The following is an 18,124-nucleotide window of genomic DNA, read 5'->3' on the forward strand; positions in this document are numbered from 1 at the left end:
AAAAATATATAATGATGTTAGAAATAAGAAACTTATACGCCTCAGTAGAGGATAGGCAAATTCTTAAAGGAATCAATCTCAATGTGAAAGCTGGTGAGATACACGCAATTATGGGTCCTAACGGAGCTGGAAAATCCACGCTTTCGGCAGTGATTTCTGGTAACGAAAACTTTGAGGTTACTCAGGGAGATATTATTTTAGAAGGAGAAAGTATCTTGGAAGACGCTCCCGAAGAAAGAGCCCACAAGGGAATATTTATGTCCTTTCAATATCCTGTGGAAATCCCCGGAATTTCCGTTACAAACTTCATAAAAACTGCGGTAAACGAAGCGAGAAAAGCTCGTGGTGAAGAGGAAATGCCTGCGGCTGAACTTCTAAAGAAAATCCGCGAGAAAGCTGAGCTTTTAGAAATCAACAAAGACTTTCTGTCCCGTTCGCTTAACGAAGGTTTTTCGGGAGGAGAGAAAAAACGTAACGAAATTTTCCAAATGGCAATGTTAGAGCCAAAAGTAGCTATCCTTGACGAGACTGATTCTGGCTTGGATATTGACGCACTTCGCATTGTTGCCAACGGGGTTAATAAGCTCAAAAGCAAAAATAATGCGGTGGTTGTCATCACACACTACCAGCGTTTGTTAGAATACATCGTTCCTGACTATGTTCATGTGCTTTTCGATGGGAAAATCATAAAATCAGGAGGCAAGGAACTTGCTCTGGAATTGGAAGAAAAGGGATACGATTGGTGCAAATAATATTTGATAAAATAAATAGTTCAACCAAGATAGATTGTAGCAGAACATCTTGTGGTATATCAATTCGTATGAATTATTTATATGGAAAATTTATCATTATGAAACAGAGGATTATTTATACTTTTAGGAAGTTTGTTCTGGCTAAGTTGCAACAATGTTCCCAAAAAATTATCAGTAACTGAAAAAGAATATTATAAAGCATTGGGAGATCGTATTGCTACCGAAACTCAAAAAATATTGCTCACGAATGTTTTAGCAAAAATAAAAGAAGAAGGGGCTACTCTTGCAGTTGATTTCTGTAATGAAAAAGCACTTTCTTTAACGAATTCTTTATCAGAAAATACGTTTCAGATACATCGAATTTCGTTGAAGAACCGAAATGAAAACAATGCACTTTCTGGTGAAATAGACCAAAAAGCATGGGAAGAAGTTTTAAAACTAATGAGCGAAACTACCCCGCAAAAACACCTTGTTATGCAAGAAGAAAACAAGGTGTATTATTACAAAGCAATCCCGCTTGCTATGCCTACGTGCCTTGCCTGCCACGGAAACAAACGGATATTGAACCCAATGTACTACAAGTAATTGAATCAAAATATCCGAACGATAAAGCAACAGACTACCAAATAGGCGAGCTACGAGGCTTATGGAAAATCATATTTGAAAGAAAATAAATATAAATTGAAGTATTATAGTGTTTTAGGGAAATTAAAAAAATTAGAAAAAATGAATTTACAAGAAAAATGGATTACATCGTTTGAGAATTTTGCAAATAAAAACGATATATTAAAATATACGCGCAAAGAAGCCCTCTCTTTCTTTGCAAAAAAAGGATTTCCCACTCGAAAAGATGAAGCATGGCGATTTACGTCATTGTCAAATTTAACTAAGAACGACTTTTCGCTGTTTCCAGCAAGAAAAACACAAGTTTCAGCAAAAGATATTGAATCGTTTTGGATATTGCCCGAAAGTTATAAAATAGTCTTTGTCGATGGAGTTTTCTGTTCGGAGCTATCGCACATCACAACCGATGCGTTGTTAATCTCTCCTCTTCGTTCAATTTTAGATTCAGAAAATGGGAAAGAATTCACAACCAATTATTTTAATAAAGAAGTAGCTCAGCAAGATGTTTTTACAGCTTTGAATACTGCTTTTGCCAATGACGGAGTTTGTCTATATGTTCCCAAAGGTAAAATTATTGAAAAACCTGTTGAATTACTTTTTGTAGCTACCGATTTGGGGCAAGCGATGTGTTACCAACCTCGTAATATCATTGAAGTAGGTGAAAATGCTCAAATTCGAATAATAGAAACACATTATAATCTTTCGAAAGAAAAAGTTTTGACCAATGTGGTAACTGAAATATTTGTAAGAGAGCATGCTATTTTAGATTATTACAAAATCCAAAATGATAATTTGTATGCCTCACTAATTGATAATACATATATCAGTCAAGACAAGCGTAGTAATGTTTCGGTACATACATTCTCTTTCGGAGGAGAACTTACTCGCAACAATCTGAATTTTTTCCATAAAGGCGAATATTTAGAATCAACACTAAAAGGACTTTCTATTCTTTCAAAAAGACAACACGTTGATAATTATACACTTGTAAATCACGCTCAGCCAAATTGTGAAAGTCATCAAGATTATAAAGCAATACTCTCAGAAGAAAGTGCAGGGGTGTTCAATGGAAAGATTATGGTTGATAAAATTGCTCAAAAAACAAATGCCTATCAACAAAACGATACAATTTTACTCTCGCAAAAGGCAACTATCAACACCAAACCCCAGCTCGAAATCTTTGCCGATGATGTAAAATGTTCTCACGGATGTACCATTGGCGAACTTAACAAAGAGGTTCTTTTTTACTTGCAAACACGTGGTATTCCAAAGAAAGAAGGTGAAACTCTGCTCACGTATGCTTTTGCCAATACGGTACTTGAAAGCGTTAAAATTCCGGAATTGGAAATCCTTATTAGTGCAATGATTTCAAACAAATTACGTGTTAATATTTCAATATAAAGTGGGTTGAAATAGATGAAACTTTTACTTTTGAATGATAGTAATGTTATTATAAGTACTACACTTTTTTATCTATAATCAATTTATTTTTCTAAAAATCGGTATCTTTGTGGCTCAACAAGTTTTTTTATGAAAAAGATTTTTTTATTTTTAATTATTTATAGCTTTGTTATTAGCTGTAAAAACACTCCAAAATATACTCAAATAAAAACTTCTAATGAAATAACTAATGAAGTTTATTTTGCGGATAAAACAATTATTTCTGCTCATAGAGCAGGTAAGGGCATAGAAGGATATCCTGAAAATTGTCTCGAAACAATACAATTTCTCTTCAAAAAAGGAATCCGTAGTTTTGAAATAGATATCTTCGAAAGTAGTGATGGTGAACTCTTTCTTATGCATGATGACAACTTAGGAAGAACAGCTACCGGAGAAGGTGCCGTATCAAAACTTCGGAAAGAAAAGTTACTAATGTCATATCTTATTGATGATTTTGGCAAGGTTACACCTTATCGAATACCTTTTCTAAAAGATGTATTGGCTTGGAGTAAAAAGAATAATGTTCATCTGATGCTTGACTTCAAAAAGGGAATTTCTTACGAAAAGGTAGTTGCTTTGGTTCGGGCTGAAAAAATGGAAAACCAAGTGGTTTTAATCAGTTATAATGTTGGACAGGCTGAAAAATTGCATCAGGTAGCCCCCGAAATGCTCCTTTCTGTGCCGGCACGTAATGATGATGAGCTAAATAGAATCTTACAAACGAATATTCCCAGAGAAAAAATGGTTGCTTTCACAGGAACCCGTCTTTCTGACGAATCACTCTACAAACGATTGGCAAGTCTAAGAATTCCAGCTATTTTGGGTACGCTCGGAAACCTTGACAAGCGCGCCGAAGCACGCGGAAACCATCTGTACAAAGAATGGGCAGCGATGGGAATTCAGATATTCTCGACAGACAGACCTCTTGACATTGATTTATAATGAATTTACCCGAAGTTATTTCAATTACTGGTATTGGAAGTATTTCTCCTTTGGGTAGTACCTCTGAGGAAATAGTTGCATCATATCAAAATGCAGAACATTATCTCAAGGAGCGTATGTTTTCTTTTGGAAAATTTCCCGTAGGAAATATTTCTGATAAAAATCAGTACATAATTGATGAAATTCGTGGCGAAAATCCAAAATATAAATCATTGGATAAATCTGTTTTGTATGCCATATATGCCTCTCGATTAGCTTTACAACAAACTGGTTGGACTTCTGATACCGATTTTGGTATCAATATAGGTTCTTCACGAGGAGCTACAGAACTTTTTGAAAAATATTATAGCGAATTTTTTCTTTCGCAACAATCATCGCCTCTTTGTTCGCCTACAACTACGTTAGGTAATATTGCCTCGTGGGTAGCACAAGATGCCAAGAGTAAAGGTATTGCTATTTCACATTCCATTACTTGTTCTACGGCATTGCATGCTTTGGTCAATGGGATTGCCTGGCTTAGGGCTGATATGGCAGACAAATTCTTGGTTGGAGGTAGTGAAGCTCCATTAACGGATTTTACCCTTTCACAGATGAAAGCTTTAAAAATCTATGGGAATGCTCAAACTGAATATCCGTGTCAAGTCTTATCTTCTGAAAAAAAACAAAATACAATGGTTCTTGGAGAAGGAGCTTGTGTATTATGTATCGAAAAAGGGAAAACAAATCGTTCTCTTGCGATAATTAGTGGAATAGGTTATGCTACTGAAACACTTACTCACAATATTTCTATTTCTGAAAATGCTGATTGTCTTCAACAAGCTATGCAAATGGCTTTGCAACATATTAAAAAAGAAGAAATCGATGTAATTATTCCGCATGCCACCGGTACTCTAAAAGGAGACCTTGCTGAGATGAAAGCAATTGAAGCTGTTTTTGGAAAAAATATACCTGCCTTGACCAATAACAAATGGAAAATAGGGCATACCTTCGGGGCAAGTGGCTCTCTGAGTTTAGAGATGGCGTTGCTAATGATACAAAATCAATCGTTTATAAATATACCTTATTTGAAATATGCCTATATTCCCCAAAGAATTCGTAATGTACTAATAAATGCGGTTGGTTTTGGCGGAAATGCTGTAAGTATAATTCTATCAGAAGTATAGCTTGGACTGATTTACTTCATAGATTTTATAGGAAAAAGAATTCTAAAAAAACGTAAAAGAAAAGAAAGTTTTATCAGAAGAAATTCGTTTTTTTCGAAGTATCATGATGTAACAAAACCCAGTTTTCTACTTTGTTAGATAGTTTTTGTTTAGCTTTTGGGAAAAAACCTTGTATGGTTAAGAATACTCCAAAAACAATTAAAATAATACTGATAACTTGTTTTACTTGATAAATATTTTTTGGAGTAAGTTTGTGACGTAACTGTTTGGCAATTAGTATTTTGATAATATCAACAAGTAAATACGAGATAATAATTGATAAAAAGAATACACCTATTCGATTTTGGTCAAAATCTAATCGAGGAGTGAAAACGATGATAATTCCAAGCCAAAATCCTAAAACACCAATGTTTATAGCATTGAGCAAAAATCCTTTCACAAATAAACTCAAATAGTTCGATTTGCTTGTACTTAGGTGAATTAAATCCGTATTGATGTTTCTTTTATACTCTTTTTTTTGTTTTATATACGAAAAAATTCCGTAAACCAGCAAAATCAGTCCACCAGCAATAAACAAACGCGGGTCATCTTTTATCTTTTCTAAGAGATTATTCGTGGCAAAATAAGCAAGAAGGATAAAGGAAATATCTCCCAAAATCACTCCCAAATCAAATATTATTGCTGCTCGAAAACCTTTTAAAATACTGGTTTCTAATAATACAAAAAAAACAGGTCCTATAGTAAAAGCCAAAAGCGCTCCCAGTGGAATAGCACTAAGTATGTCTTGAATCATTTTTTTCAATAAAAAGTGAGCAAAGGTAACAAATGATTATAAATTATCCAAAGTTTTATTCTTAAGATATTTTGTAGCTGACAAACATTTAAAGTATTTGAAATTTTTATCTCTTTGAAAACTTCAGTACAGAGATTCTTTTTTCAGTAATTCATTTGTGAGAAGTTTTTTATAATCTGAAAAGGTAAGATAAGGGCGGATAGTAAAAATTATAGGTGTGAAATTAAATAATTGTAACTACTATATAGAAAATATAACAGAATGTAAGTTTCCTGATTTTTGTTATCGAAAAATAGAATATTTTGTTTTTTTGAATAAACTTGTTAATATTGAAAAAATAGAAAAATAAAAAAACTGCCTGAACCAACAGGCAGTTTTTTATATATTTTATATCGTTAATAAGCTAAATTTCGATAATCTTCTATTTTGGCAGATTCTTCAAGAGCAGAGAATAAATCGGTTGTTGCACGATTCATTTTCATTGTACGGAGAGTATTTGTATAACTTCCGTAATTGGGTAGAGCAGGAGCTATTTCTTTTTTGGTTACTACAATTACATATACTCCATTTTCTCCTTCAATGGGTTTAGAAAGTTTATTAGCAGACAAGGCAAAAGCCGTTCCTACTACTTTGGGTTCTAAACCAACACCGAGTATCATTGGACTTTTTTGGGTAAGTCCTTCTGCTAGTCGGATATTCTCTTGTTTTGCAGAAGAGGCTATTTGATCAATAGTATTACCTTTTAGTTGTGCCATTAACCTTTTAGCTTTCTCTTGTTTTATTAAGATAGGTGTTACCAAAGCACGTGCATCGGCAACAGAGGCTGTTCCTTTTTCTATTTTTTTTGTCAATTGAGCCACTACGTATCCATCTTTCACATTGAATCGTTCTATATCACCTACTTTAGTATCTTTCTTGAAAGCCCATTGTACAATAGACCGATTATTTCCTAAACCAATAATATCTTCACTCATTTCTCCCAAATTATCAGCAGGAAGTACTAACAAGGATTCTTTTTGAGCGATTTCTCCAAATTTTGTTGGATTTTCGAATGCTTTACTTTCAAAATTACTTACTTTGACAAAAATATCATTACGTGTTTTCTCTGATGGTTCTATCTGTCGAGCAATAGTTGCTAATTGTACGCCTTCTTTGCTATCTGTTATTTTGATAATATGAAAACCAAAATCTGTTTCAACCAAACCAATATCTCCAACTTTATTAGAAAATACATAATCGTTAAAAGGTTTTACCATTTGCCCTCGTGAGAAGAAATTTAAATCACCATTGGCAGTTGAAGTATCATCTGAATTATCTCGTGCTAATTGTTCAAAATCAGCACCTGATTTGCGAGCTTCAGCCAGAATATTTTCAGCCTTAGCACGAGCTTCTTCTTTGGTACGAGTAACTTCCTTAGACAATGCACTAGCGTTAGGAGCTTCTTTGAATGATATGAGAATATGACTTGCTCTTACTTCGGCATTAGATATTTTACCAAGCATACGAGATAATTTGTAATATCCGTTGTCTTCATAAGGACCATATATTTCATTGATATTCAAATTGTAAAGTGGGTCTGCAAAAGCTCCTGAAAGTTTTTCTTTCGATATGTATAAACTATCAAAAGCAATATCAGAGTTTGTATTGACAAAATCGGCAATATCTTCTTTACTAACCAAAGCAAAACCTACTATTGTATCATTAGCTTGTGTAGAACTATTATAGCGAATTTGAGGAGTATTGACACGATTTATCATATCTTTAATTTCTTGTTTGTCAGTATCAGATGCTTCTTCTTTTATATAAACAAACTGAATATTACGCCCGTTTTCTTGTTTGTATTCTTTTTTGTGTTCATCAATGTAGTTTTGTATCTCTTTGTCTGATATTTTGATAACACTATCAGCGATTGATGTATAAGGAATCGTTACATATTTAATATCAACTTTATCAGCTTCTTGATGATAATATGCTTCGCCTTCTGAGGCAGTTGCTCCTAATCCAGCACGAACAAGACTCAAATACATTTGTCTTTTGGCGCTTTCGGCAAGTTGATCTTCTTGCATTTGCCATTGACGAAATCCTTCGGGATTAGAAGTTTTTAAATTAGCAACAAATTGAGCAAATTTGTTTGGGTCAAATATACCATTAGCATTCTGAAACTGAGGGTCTTGAGCTATAGCAGGTGATTGAGCTAAGGCAGCAAAAATTTGGTCTTTACCAATTGTAATACCCAGTTTTTCAAATTGTTGGTCAAGTATTTTTCCTTGTACGGCTTGTTGCCAAAGCATATTAACGACGTACATCGTTCCTATATTTTGGTTTCTACCCATATTATTGAGTGTGTTTTCTACTTGTGTTCGGAAAGTATTCATAGGTATTTCTTCTCCATTTACTTTACCAATACTTGTGGGCATTTGCCCCATGTTTTTATCGAAAAGTCCCGATACTACAAAAGCAAAAAGTGCTAATCCGATAGTTAAGATTAGAAAAAACGTACGTTTTCTGATTTTTTCAAGAATTGCCATTTTCTTTTCTTTTTAATTTTTTTTAAATAATTTTACAGCGAGCGAAGGTAATATTTTTTCTGCAAATACGAAAATCTTTTTATAGAAATATTTTTTACTCCTCTTCTTTCACAAATATTCTAACTGTAAGTATCTTGTTATCAGTTACTTCTTCTATCAGAAATAAATAATTTTGTACCTGTACTTCTTCTTCTTTTTCTGGAATAGATTCGTGAAAATCCATAATTAGTCCACCGAGTGTTTCATAATTTTCACTTTCGGGAAGTTGCAATTTGTATTTTTCGTTGATGTAACTAACCTCTAAACGAGCTGAAAAAAGATATTCTTTGTCCGAAATTTGTAATTCTTTGAGTATGATTTTATCATGTTCATCTTCAATCTCTCCGAAAAGTTCTTCTACAATATCTTCTAATGTTAAAATTCCTGAAGTACCTCCATATTCGTCGATAACAACCGCCATACTTTGATGTTTTTTGGTCAAAATATCCAAAACTTTAGAAATAAAAATCGACCCTGGAACATTGACCACAGGACGCAGAATACTACGAATGGTTTTGGGTTTTTTGAACATTTCAAACGAATGAACATACCCAACAATCTCATCAATAGAATCTTTGTAAATCAGTATTTTAGAATATTTAGTTGAGATGAAAAGTTCTTTCAAAACATCAATATTTTCATCAATGCTTACCGCTGAAATTTCAGTTCGTGGTATCATTATTTCGCGGGCTTTCACTTCGGAAAATCCAAGCGCATTTTGGAAAATTTGCACCTCAGAATCAACCGTTTGCGTATCGGGTAAGTTTTCTATCTGTTCCGAAATATAGTCAACCAATTCTATTTTGGAAAAAGTCAAATGCTGGTCATCTCCTTTTGTTTTAAAAAAAATGCGTAAAACCGTATCAGAAATCCACATTATAAAACTCGAAATAGGAGAAAAAATAACATAGAAAAAGTAAGCAGGTATGCACAATGCACTAAGAAGTGTATTAGCATAGATTTGAAAAAAAACTTTGGGAAGAAATTCTGCCGTAATTACAATAACGATAGTTGAAAATAACGTGTGCCACAATATATTCCGAAAATACTCGGGTAAAACACTCGTCATAAGTCTTCCGGCCTCAAAACCATAAACAACCAAAGCTATATTGTTACCAACAAGCATTGTTGCTATAAATTTAGAAGGTTTCCGCGTGAGTTTCTCTAAAATATTTCCGATTATCCCACTTTGCTTTTTCTGTATTTCGATATGTACTTTATTAGATGATACATACGCAATTTCCATTCCAGAAAAAAATGCAGAAAAAAGTAATGTAACAACAATAATAATCACTGAAATCATTTTTTTTTAATTATAGTGGTGTTATTTTTCTCTATTCTTGTAAAATCCGAATCCTATTTGTGCCAAACGGAAAACCAAATATAACAAAGCAACAAAAAAAATAATACGCTTATTATTATTTTCAAGATGTATAATGCGCTCAATTGTATAAATTAAAAATAGTATATATACTACTAATAAGCCATATTTTTTGATAAAATTCATAATTTAACTTTGTTTGATGTTATTCTTTCAGAGGGACAATACCGGTTATTTTATGTGCTTTGAGTTTGGTGAAACTTTTATCAAAATCCATTCCGATACCATTGGTAATACTTTTTTGTACAGTATCTAAGTATATAAAAGGTTTTTCTGTAAAAATCCAATCTTCTTTTTCATTCCAAAACAACTGACTGGTATTGAGTACTTTACCTTCGTAAGTGGTTAGTTTGACACTATCGCGAAGTTCTACCATGTGTGTTTTGAAATAATATATTCCGTAAAGAGCCTCTACGGTACTTTTTTGATTTTTTTCGTCAAAAAAATCAACCTTTAAACCTTTTGGAAATTCCGTATAAGGGAAATGTTGATTGGTAAAATCCAAATAGTTGGGACTTGTCAAAATTGCTTTTACACGAGTTGAATCGGTGTAAATCGTTTCAAAATTTTCCGCATTACCTAAAGGAAATTTGTACGTTTTGGCTTCTTGCTGTATTTTTTTCATTGAGTTACTACACGAAAAAAGCATTGCAACACTCCAAAGTGCTGCAATGCAAAAATATGTAATATTAACATGAGTGCTTTTCATATTTTACAATGAAGGAACTTTTACAGATTGTCCTACCCAACACTTGAATGTGATGGTTTTCCCAGCCATTCCTGAACTGAATATATCTGCTTTGCTAGGTGCCAATTTCTCATATCGGTTTGCCAAACTCTCCAAACCTCCTTTGCGAGCTACATTAGCAGCTAACCAGTAGATAGCTCTTTTTTCAAATGTTGTTGAACCACATTCGTTAGCAGCACTAGCATATGCAGCAGCCATTATCTGATACGCATTGGAGTTAGACGGGTTGTAAGTTAGAGCTTTTTGAGCATAATTCACAGCGGCACTTCCTGAATATTTGGTCGCTATTTTTACCAGAATGTTTGATTTTTTCAAATTATCAGTTTCTAAATCAACCGATTGATTAAAGTATTTAACTGCTTCTGCTGTTTTCTTTTGTTGTTCACTGAGTACTCCTAAGTAATAAGCAGCCGAAGCAGAAGGCTCTAATTTGTACAAATTTTCAACTAATTTGACAAACATTGGGTCAGAGGTACAATTTTTATCAGACATTTTCCCAGCAGCTCTACGTAACCACACAGCATTATCTTTGTTCGCATCAAAGTTTTTCTCGTACAAAGGTACAAGTTTATCACAATTAGCTAATTGTCCTAATTTTGCATCAATACTTTCGGTAATGTTTTCTAAATTATTTACACGTGTACGAGCAGTGCTAAGTTCTCTTGTTTCTTTTTGAGAAAGTGTTTTTGCTTCTTCTTTTGGAATTAACATATTGATTTCTTTGGATAATTTTTCTTTTTCGTCTTGAATACGCTCAGAAACATCATCATAGTTGTCAAAAACATCTTGTAGTTGTTTTTTTCCTTCGTTGTACAAATCAACTGTGATGGCAAAATATTGATAAATAGCTGTTTCGTCAGAGAAATCATTTTTGTTAGCTTTGAATGCTTTATCTAATATATTGAGCACATCTTCTTTGTTGCCTACTTTTTCATCAATCATAAGCAATGCTTCTTTGATAGCTTTGTCAGTAGCATTGAATCGTTGAGGAAAGTACTGATTATATTTGGCATATAACTCTTGTAAGTCTTTTATATATTTTGCTTTTTCAGCAGGTACATTGGCTATTTTGTCTTTCAATATACGTTCTCCGTAAAAGAAAGTTGCATAGTGTAACTCTGGACATTTATCATATACTGCTTTCCAAGGTGTATAAGCATCTTTATAATTTTTGACTTTGGCAAATTCGCTAAAAATAGACAAATTCTGTTGGCATTCTTCTTTTTGAGCGAATGTACTTGTTGTTATGGCAAACAACATAACTGATAATACTGCTTTTCCTTTCATCTTCAAATTCTTTTTATTAGTTATACTTAGATTTTTGAAACCATTTGTCATTAAGTGTTAAAGCTATTTTTATATTAAAATAATTTTCTTTTATCAAATTCTGAGATTTGGTTCCTTTACTTCCTATTTGGGTACCAAGGGTAACATTAGAAAAACCTTGTACTGGCAAACTTAATCCAAAAGTTATGCCAAAATCGTTTATTTTTTCATTATGAAGCACAATTCCTGTATTTTCATAATACATTCCTGCTCTGTAAGTGATACGTTTCCAGTATTTTGTGAAAGAATTATATTGTGGAATAAAAAATCCTCCCAAAGCAAATTTGTGACCTTTATCATAGGCAACAAAGGTAGATGTTATAAACGGATTGTCAAATTCGTTGTTATTGACCAGCGTATAATCAGCACCTATGTACCATTTTTTCTCTTGACCAAAACCTATTCCTGCATTCAATTCGGAAGGAAGTGTAAGGTTTGTTTTAGCATTGCTTCCTAAATCTAACGTTTGAGTATCTCTAATTATTAAACCTCTTGTGTATGAGGGAAATAGTGTAGAAAGAACTCGTGAATTAGTAGAGGTAATCGTCGATTTTGGAGTGTAAGAGAGTGTTGTTCCTAATACATATTTATCCCAAACTTTGTAATTGTATTGTACTCCAAAATTAAAACTTGCTCCACGATATGTTGAATTACTACTTTCATTCACTATATATGATACATTTGTTTCAGAACGCATATTCTGTATTTCTGTTTTACCAAAGTTAAAATAAGCACCTACTCCAATACGTAAATTCTTAACAAACTCGTATCCTACAGCCATATATAATCGATTAAGACCTCCATTTCCTTCAAAAGTTTGCGTTATCGAATTACCATTTTCTGTTGATAAAGAAGCTAATTTATATCCTACAGATGAATATGGAGAAAGTCCGAAAGACACCCCAGCATTTTTATATACAGGAAACGAAAGTGCCAAATAATCAATAGTTGTTGTTCTTACTTGTTCTAAAGAGGCGTTACTTTCTAACTTTCGAAAATCGGCAGAAGCACTCAGCGAAAACGTAGTAAGTTGTAGCTTACCAAGCGAAGCAGGATTACGAACATCAACACGTAAGCTATCAACATAAGAATTAATACCTCCCATCAGGCTATTTTCGGTATTTCCGCCAAAGCGAATTTCTCCCAATCCATAGTACGAATAAGGCGAATTTGTGTTCTTCTGTGCATATATGACACTTGCCATCAATACAAAAAGAAGGGTAATAATCTTTCTATTTATCATAATTTATAATTGCTATTTTTTCTTTCAAGGAAAATTTCTTGAAAGGAGGAAACAGATTTGCAAATTTCTACATTTTTCTGTTTCTGACCAAACTAAAAACCAAAAAGTAGTGTTAAATTTTTATTTTAAGTTTTTTTTATTAAAAAAAGGCTTTTTAAAAATTATTTTCAAAGCAAAAATAATTTCGTAACTAATTCATTTTCAAGAAACATGTATTTTTTTAAAAATTTATTCAAAAAAAATTTGCAGAGAAAAAAATAAAATGTAACTTTGCACTCGCAAAATGACCAATGGTGCCTTAGCTCAGTTGGTAGAGCAAAGGACTGAAAATCCTTGTGTCCCTGGTTCGATTCCTGGAGGCACCACTTTTTGAACTTTTTTTGTTTAACCTCTAAGTTTTTGCTTGGAGGTTTTTTTATTTGATAAAATTAAACTATGCGCCCTTTTTCGTTATGATACAGGGTATACACAGGGTCGCTTTGCCAAAATTCTTTAGTATCAATATCCAAAATAGTAATAACTCCTTTGAAAGCAGCTCCTGTGTCTATATTCCATACTTGGTGTCGTTGCATCGGAATTGTCTGCCCAAAACGCGTAGTTGGTGTGTGGCCTATGTAGATTTCTTTGTACAAATTTAATCTTTTAGGAAAGAAAATATCGGTAGCAGGCATAGAAAGCGGTGTAGCTAAGGCTAATTCCCACAAGGTTCTATCCCAATAAAACCATTGTTCAAAATATTCGTAATCAACACCTCGTTGATTCGTAAATCCTGCGTGGAGAAACAATCGGTTTTGCTTGTCCAAAAGATAATGTTTCATAGACCTAAGAAACTCCAAATGGCGTAGTTTAGTTTGTTTATCAATTGAAAAGTAAGCCTTTTCTGTGGCTGTTCCTCCATGCAAATGCCATTTGGAAGACATCGGTTTTTCTTCCAAAAATTCTTGACATAATTGGTCGTGATTTCCTTTTAATAGAGTTATTCTGTGTGTGTGTTGTAAAGATATTAGCAAATCAAGTACCTTAGGAGTTTCGCTCCAACCATCGGCAAAATCACCTAAGAATATCAAATGATCTTCTGGGGTTATTTTAGCTCGATTAAGCACTTGAACAAGTGCCTTGTATGCTCCGTGAATATCTCCAATAACAAGAGTTCGCATTCTTTTTTAATTTTGGAGGCAAAAATACGAATAAATTTTCTTTCGAAGGATATTTGTAAATATAAAAAGAAGCCATACAAAATTTTGTATAGCTTCTTTTTCGTAGAAAAATATCCGTTTTTATTTTGAAAGTTGAGTTGGCAATTCAGAATATCCCATATTCCAAAGTGTAAAAGCAAAAATATCAATTGTTTTTTCGATAGTTTTGCTTACAGGTGTTCCTGCCCCATGTCCTGCATTGACTTCAATACGTATAAGTGTAGGATTTTTGCAAGATTGTTTGGCTTGCAATTCAGCTGCAAACTTGAAACTATGAGCAGGAACTACACGGTCATCGTGGTCGCCTGTTGTTACAAGGGTTGCAGGATAGCATACACCTTCTTTTACGTTATGTACGGGCGAATATTTTTTCAAATAATCAAACATTTCTTTGCTATCATCGGCAGTTCCATAATCATATGCCCAACCAGCTCCTGCGGTAAATTTGTGATAGCGCAACATATCAAGAACACCTACTTCGGGAATGGCAACTTGCACCAAATCAGGACGTTGAGTTAAAACTGCACCAACTAATAATCCGCCATTGGAGCCCCCGCGTATAGCCAGCTTCTGTGATGAAGTGTATTTATTTTGGATAAGATATTCGCCTGCGGCAATAAAATCATCAAAAACATTTTGCTTTTGCATTTTAGTGCCTGCATCGTGCCATTTTTTGCCATATTCGCCTCCGCCTCGCAAGTTAGCCACCGCATAAACACCTCCTTGTTCTAACCAAAGCGTATTGGCAATGCTGAACACAGGCGTTAGACTGATGTTAAACCCGCCGTAACCATACAAAAATGTGGGGTTTGTCCCATCAAGTTTTATACCTTTTTTGTGTGTGATTATCATTGGGACTTTTGTACCATCTTTCGACGTGTAAAATACTTGTTTTGACTCATATTTATTAGGTTCAAAATTGATTTTTGGCGACCAATATAGCTCTGAATCACCTTGTACAATATCCATTTTGTATATCTGGGTCGGAGTAAAATAATTTGTAAAAGAATAATACAATTCTTTATCCTCTTTTTTTCCGCCAAAACCGCCAGCAGAGCCAATGCTTGGTAATACAACCTCACGAACGAAATTGCCTTGATAATCATATTGTTTGATAAGCGACGTAGCATCTTTTATATAATTGGCAAAGAAATATCCACCGGCGCTACTTACCGAAAGCACATTGTCGGTTTGAGCAATAACATCTTTCCAATTTTCAGGCTGAGGCGCATTAACATTTACCTGAACTAAACGACCGTTTGGTGCATTTTTGTTGGTAGAAAGATATAAAATTTCTCCCTGAGTATCAACTAGGTGAGTATCCGAATCAAAATCACTTGTAATAGTGATCAAAGGTAATTTTTTTTCCAAATGCTTAACAAACAAACGATTTCCTGAAGTAGCATTGGCAACAGAAATAAAAAGATACTTGGCATCACGAGATACATATCCTGATACATATCGATATTTCTGTTCGAGTGTTCCTCCGAATATTAGTTCATCTTGTTTTTGTGAAGTACCTAACTTGTGATAATACAATTTGTGATTATCGGTTTTGGCAGACAATTCACTTCCTTTTGGTTTGTCATAGCTCGAATAGAAAAACCCATCGTTGCCTTTCCAAGCAATTCCACTGAATTTGATATCGACCAAAGTGTCGCCTATTTGCTCTTTGGTAGTTGCATCAAGAACGATAAGTTTGCGCCAGTCGCTTCCTCCTTCTGAAATGAGGTATGCAGCCAATTTTCCGTCTTCGGTAAAGCTTATGCTACTGAGCGATGTGGTTCCGTCTTTGGAAAATTCGTTCGGATTGAGAAACACTTCTTCTTTCCCCTGAGCATCTTTGCGATAAAGGACACTTTGGTTTTGCAATCCGTCATTTTTATAATAATAAATATAATTTCCTTCTTTGAATGGTGCTCCAATTTTTTCGTAATTCCATACTTCTTCTAAGCGTTTTTTCATTTGGGTTCGATATGGAATTTGGTCTAAATAGCCGAAAGTTACTTCGTTTTGCGCTTTTACCCATTGAGTTGTTTCTTGGCTTCGGTCATCTTCGAGCCAACCATACGGATTAGGCACTTCTTGTCCGAAAAATGTATCTTTCATTTCTACTTTTTGGGTTTCAGGATAGGATATTTCTATCATTTTCTGCTCTTTTGAGGTTTGTTTACAGGCAACAATTGCAAAAAAACCGCTCAGGACTATTATTTTTTTCATTGTAGTAAATTATTTTATTTCTTTCATTTTAGGAATCATTAATAAAAAGAAAAGACATGTAATGCACAATACCAAAATGGCTCCTAATTGTGAGGCCGTTGCATCGGAAGCAAGTCCCATAATGAGTGGGAAGATGGCTCCTCCTGAAATTCCCATAATCATCAGTCCGGAAACTTCATTTTGTTTGTCAGCTTTATGTAACAAGGCTTTGGAGAAGAAAATAGAAAATATATTGGAGTTACCAAACCCAACCAAAGCCACACTTGCGTACAATATATTCTTTTCAAAACCGATAAAAAATCCGACCAAAGCTAGTGTAATGCACAAAACACTAACAATATAGAACATTCGCGAAGAAAATTTTGCCAAAATAAAGGCTCCAAGGAAGCTACCTATGGTACGAAAAGCGAAATAAACACTTGTTGTGTGTCCTGCTTTTTCTAAATCCCAGCCTAAGCGTTCCATAAATATTTTGGGAGCAGAAACATTGACCCCGACATCAAGCCCCACGTGGCACAAAATACCTACAAAACATAGTAAAATAAGGCTATCGCTCAGTAGCGAAAAACTTTCTGAAAAGGAAGAAGTTTTTATTTTCTCTTCGCTTTCTTTGATTTGTGTTAGCCCCAGAAGAACCATTGCCAGAATAGCTATTCCCATAAAAATAGGGAATAACATTCTCCAATCGCCAAGTGTTTGAGCTGCCCAACCAGCTAGAAGTGGTGCAGAAAATGAAGCAATTGCTTTGACAAATTGTCCAAAAGTAAGCGAACTTGCCAAGCGTTCTCCACTTACAAGGCTCGAAATAAGCGGATTGAGCGACACTTGCATCAAGGTATTACCAATACCAAGCAAACAGCAGAAAACAAGCATCATCGAGTAAGTGTAACTTATGTATGGAATTGCTAGCGCCAATGCCGTAATAAGCAAACTCAAAAGTACTGTTTTGCGTCGTCCGATTTTGTTCATTAGCATTCCCGTTGGAATAGAAAATACTAAAAACCAGAAAAACACCATCGAAGGGAGTAACCCCGACATAGTTTCGGAAAGGTTGAAATCTTTTTTCATATAATTGGTAGCAATTCCTACCAAATCAACAAATCCCATTGCAAAGAAACTCAACATTACAGGCAGGAGTTTCCAAATAATACTTTTATCTTTCATCGTGAATCAATATTTATTATTTTATTTAAAAAAGAAATTTTCTGCGAAAGTACAACAAAAGTACGACATAAACCAGCAAAAAATGATTTTTTTATAGATAAAAACAATAAAATAGATTTTTTATAAAAAAAATGTATATTTGTACCAAGTCTTTTTAAAATAGAAGTTATAGATAAAATTGACAAAACAGCTCTTATTTTATTTGTATTGTTATTATCATCACGCTTTTTGTTAGGGAAATAGCAGAACAAACAGATGAAGTATACAAAATTCTTAATAATACCGCAAGTGATACAATTCTTTTCCAAGAAACATGACTTTATTTTTAGGAAAGGATATTGTTACCTTAGGAATACATAAATAACGAATTGTATATCCGTAATCACTCATAAGCTGTAATATTGGCTAAAACCAATCTGTTAAATAAATGCTCTGCAAAGTAACGACGATTGAGCTTGTAAACAAATTCGTCTAAGTATAATTGTAAATACTTCCGTTTGATTTTGTGATAGTTACATAATAAATTCCGCTTGGCATTACTGATAACAATATGCACCCATTTCAA

Annotated in this window: 15 protein-coding genes and 1 tRNA gene; 6 read left to right on the plus strand and 10 right to left on the minus strand. The window is 33.9% G+C overall.

Features of this window, described 5'->3' with window-relative positions:
* The first annotated feature begins 14 nt into the window (after positions 1-14).
* The 5 genes from sufC (at position 15) to OO775_RS01430 (ending at position 4,921) form a co-directional block, all read left to right on the plus strand.
* On the plus strand, positions 15-752 hold the full coding sequence (gene sufC, locus OO775_RS01410; protein ID WP_264845242.1) for a Fe-S cluster assembly ATPase SufC: 738 nt from the start codon (positions 15-17) through the stop codon (positions 750-752).
* Between the two features lie 132 nt (positions 753-884).
* Entirely contained in the window at positions 885-1,337 is a 453-nt protein-coding gene (locus tag OO775_RS01415) for a c-type heme family protein (RefSeq protein WP_264845226.1), read from the plus strand.
* Positions 1,338-1,478: 141 nt separating this feature from the next.
* Positions 1,479-2,777, plus strand: coding sequence for a Fe-S cluster assembly protein SufD (gene sufD, locus OO775_RS01420; protein ID WP_264845227.1), 1,299 nt, complete (start codon positions 1,479-1,481; stop codon positions 2,775-2,777).
* Positions 2,778-2,906: 129 nt separating this feature from the next.
* Entirely contained in the window at positions 2,907-3,758 is an 852-nt protein-coding gene (locus tag OO775_RS01425) for a glycerophosphodiester phosphodiesterase family protein (RefSeq protein ID WP_264845228.1), read from the plus strand.
* A complete protein-coding gene (locus OO775_RS01430) occupies positions 3,758-4,921 on the plus strand; it encodes a beta-ketoacyl synthase N-terminal-like domain-containing protein (protein WP_264845229.1) in 1,164 nt (387 codons plus the stop codon). Before OO775_RS01425 ends, OO775_RS01430 begins: the two co-directional genes overlap by 1 nt.
* A 73-nt stretch (positions 4,922-4,994) precedes the next feature.
* Here the strand turns inward: OO775_RS01430 and OO775_RS01435 are convergent, their stop codons facing one another.
* From OO775_RS01435 to bamG, 6 genes are all read right to left on the minus strand, one after another.
* Entirely contained in the window at positions 4,995-5,714 is a 720-nt protein-coding gene (locus OO775_RS01435; RefSeq protein ID WP_264845230.1) for a LysE family translocator, read from the minus strand.
* A 395-nt stretch (positions 5,715-6,109) separates the two neighbouring features.
* Positions 6,110-8,242 (minus strand): peptidylprolyl isomerase, encoded by a 2,133-nt coding sequence (locus tag OO775_RS01440; protein ID WP_264845231.1) that lies wholly within the window; start codon positions 8,240-8,242, stop codon positions 6,110-6,112.
* Positions 8,243-8,336: 94 nt separating this feature from the next.
* A complete protein-coding gene (locus OO775_RS01445; RefSeq protein WP_264845232.1) occupies positions 8,337-9,584 on the minus strand; it encodes a hemolysin family protein in 1,248 nt (415 codons plus the stop codon).
* Positions 9,585-9,807: 223 nt separating this feature from the next.
* Positions 9,808-10,371: an LPS export ABC transporter periplasmic protein LptC gene (lptC, locus tag OO775_RS01450; RefSeq protein WP_264845233.1), complete on the minus strand. Its 564-nt coding sequence runs from the start codon at positions 10,369-10,371 to the stop codon at positions 9,808-9,810.
* A gap of 3 nt (positions 10,372-10,374) precedes the next feature.
* Positions 10,375-11,697: a hypothetical protein gene (locus OO775_RS01455; RefSeq protein ID WP_264845234.1), complete on the minus strand. Its 1,323-nt coding sequence runs from the start codon at positions 11,695-11,697 to the stop codon at positions 10,375-10,377.
* A 16-nt stretch (positions 11,698-11,713) separates the two neighbouring features.
* Positions 11,714-12,979, minus strand: coding sequence for a BamG family beta-barrel-assembly machinery protein (gene bamG / locus OO775_RS01460; RefSeq protein WP_264845235.1), 1,266 nt, complete (start codon positions 12,977-12,979; stop codon positions 11,714-11,716).
* Positions 12,980-13,271: 292 nt separating this feature from the next.
* Here bamG and OO775_RS01465 point away from each other — a divergent pair.
* Positions 13,272-13,344: transfer RNA gene (locus OO775_RS01465), tRNA-Phe, on the plus strand.
* 63 nt (positions 13,345-13,407) lie between these two features.
* Here OO775_RS01465 and OO775_RS01470 read toward each other — a convergent pair.
* From OO775_RS01470 to OO775_RS01485, 4 genes are all read right to left on the minus strand, one after another.
* The gene (locus OO775_RS01470; RefSeq protein WP_264845236.1) at positions 13,408-14,136 is read right to left on the minus strand and encodes a metallophosphoesterase; all 729 of its coding nucleotides are present in this window, start codon (positions 14,134-14,136) and stop codon (positions 13,408-13,410) included.
* Between the two features lie 120 nt (positions 14,137-14,256).
* Positions 14,257-16,395: a prolyl oligopeptidase family serine peptidase gene (locus OO775_RS01475; protein WP_264845237.1), complete on the minus strand. Its 2,139-nt coding sequence runs from the start codon at positions 16,393-16,395 to the stop codon at positions 14,257-14,259.
* Between the two features lie 9 nt (positions 16,396-16,404).
* Complete coding sequence (locus OO775_RS01480; RefSeq protein WP_264845238.1) at positions 16,405-17,559, minus strand: MFS transporter; 1,155 nt, start codon at positions 17,557-17,559, stop codon at positions 16,405-16,407.
* 382 nt (positions 17,560-17,941) lie between these two features.
* A partial coding sequence (locus tag OO775_RS01485; protein WP_264845239.1) for a transposase occupies positions 17,942-18,124 on the minus strand: 183 nt, incomplete at its 5' end.

The organism is Capnocytophaga catalasegens, assembly GCF_026005215.1.
In the GTDB taxonomy this organism is placed as follows: Bacteria; Bacteroidota; Bacteroidia; order Flavobacteriales; family Flavobacteriaceae; genus Capnocytophaga; species Capnocytophaga catalasegens.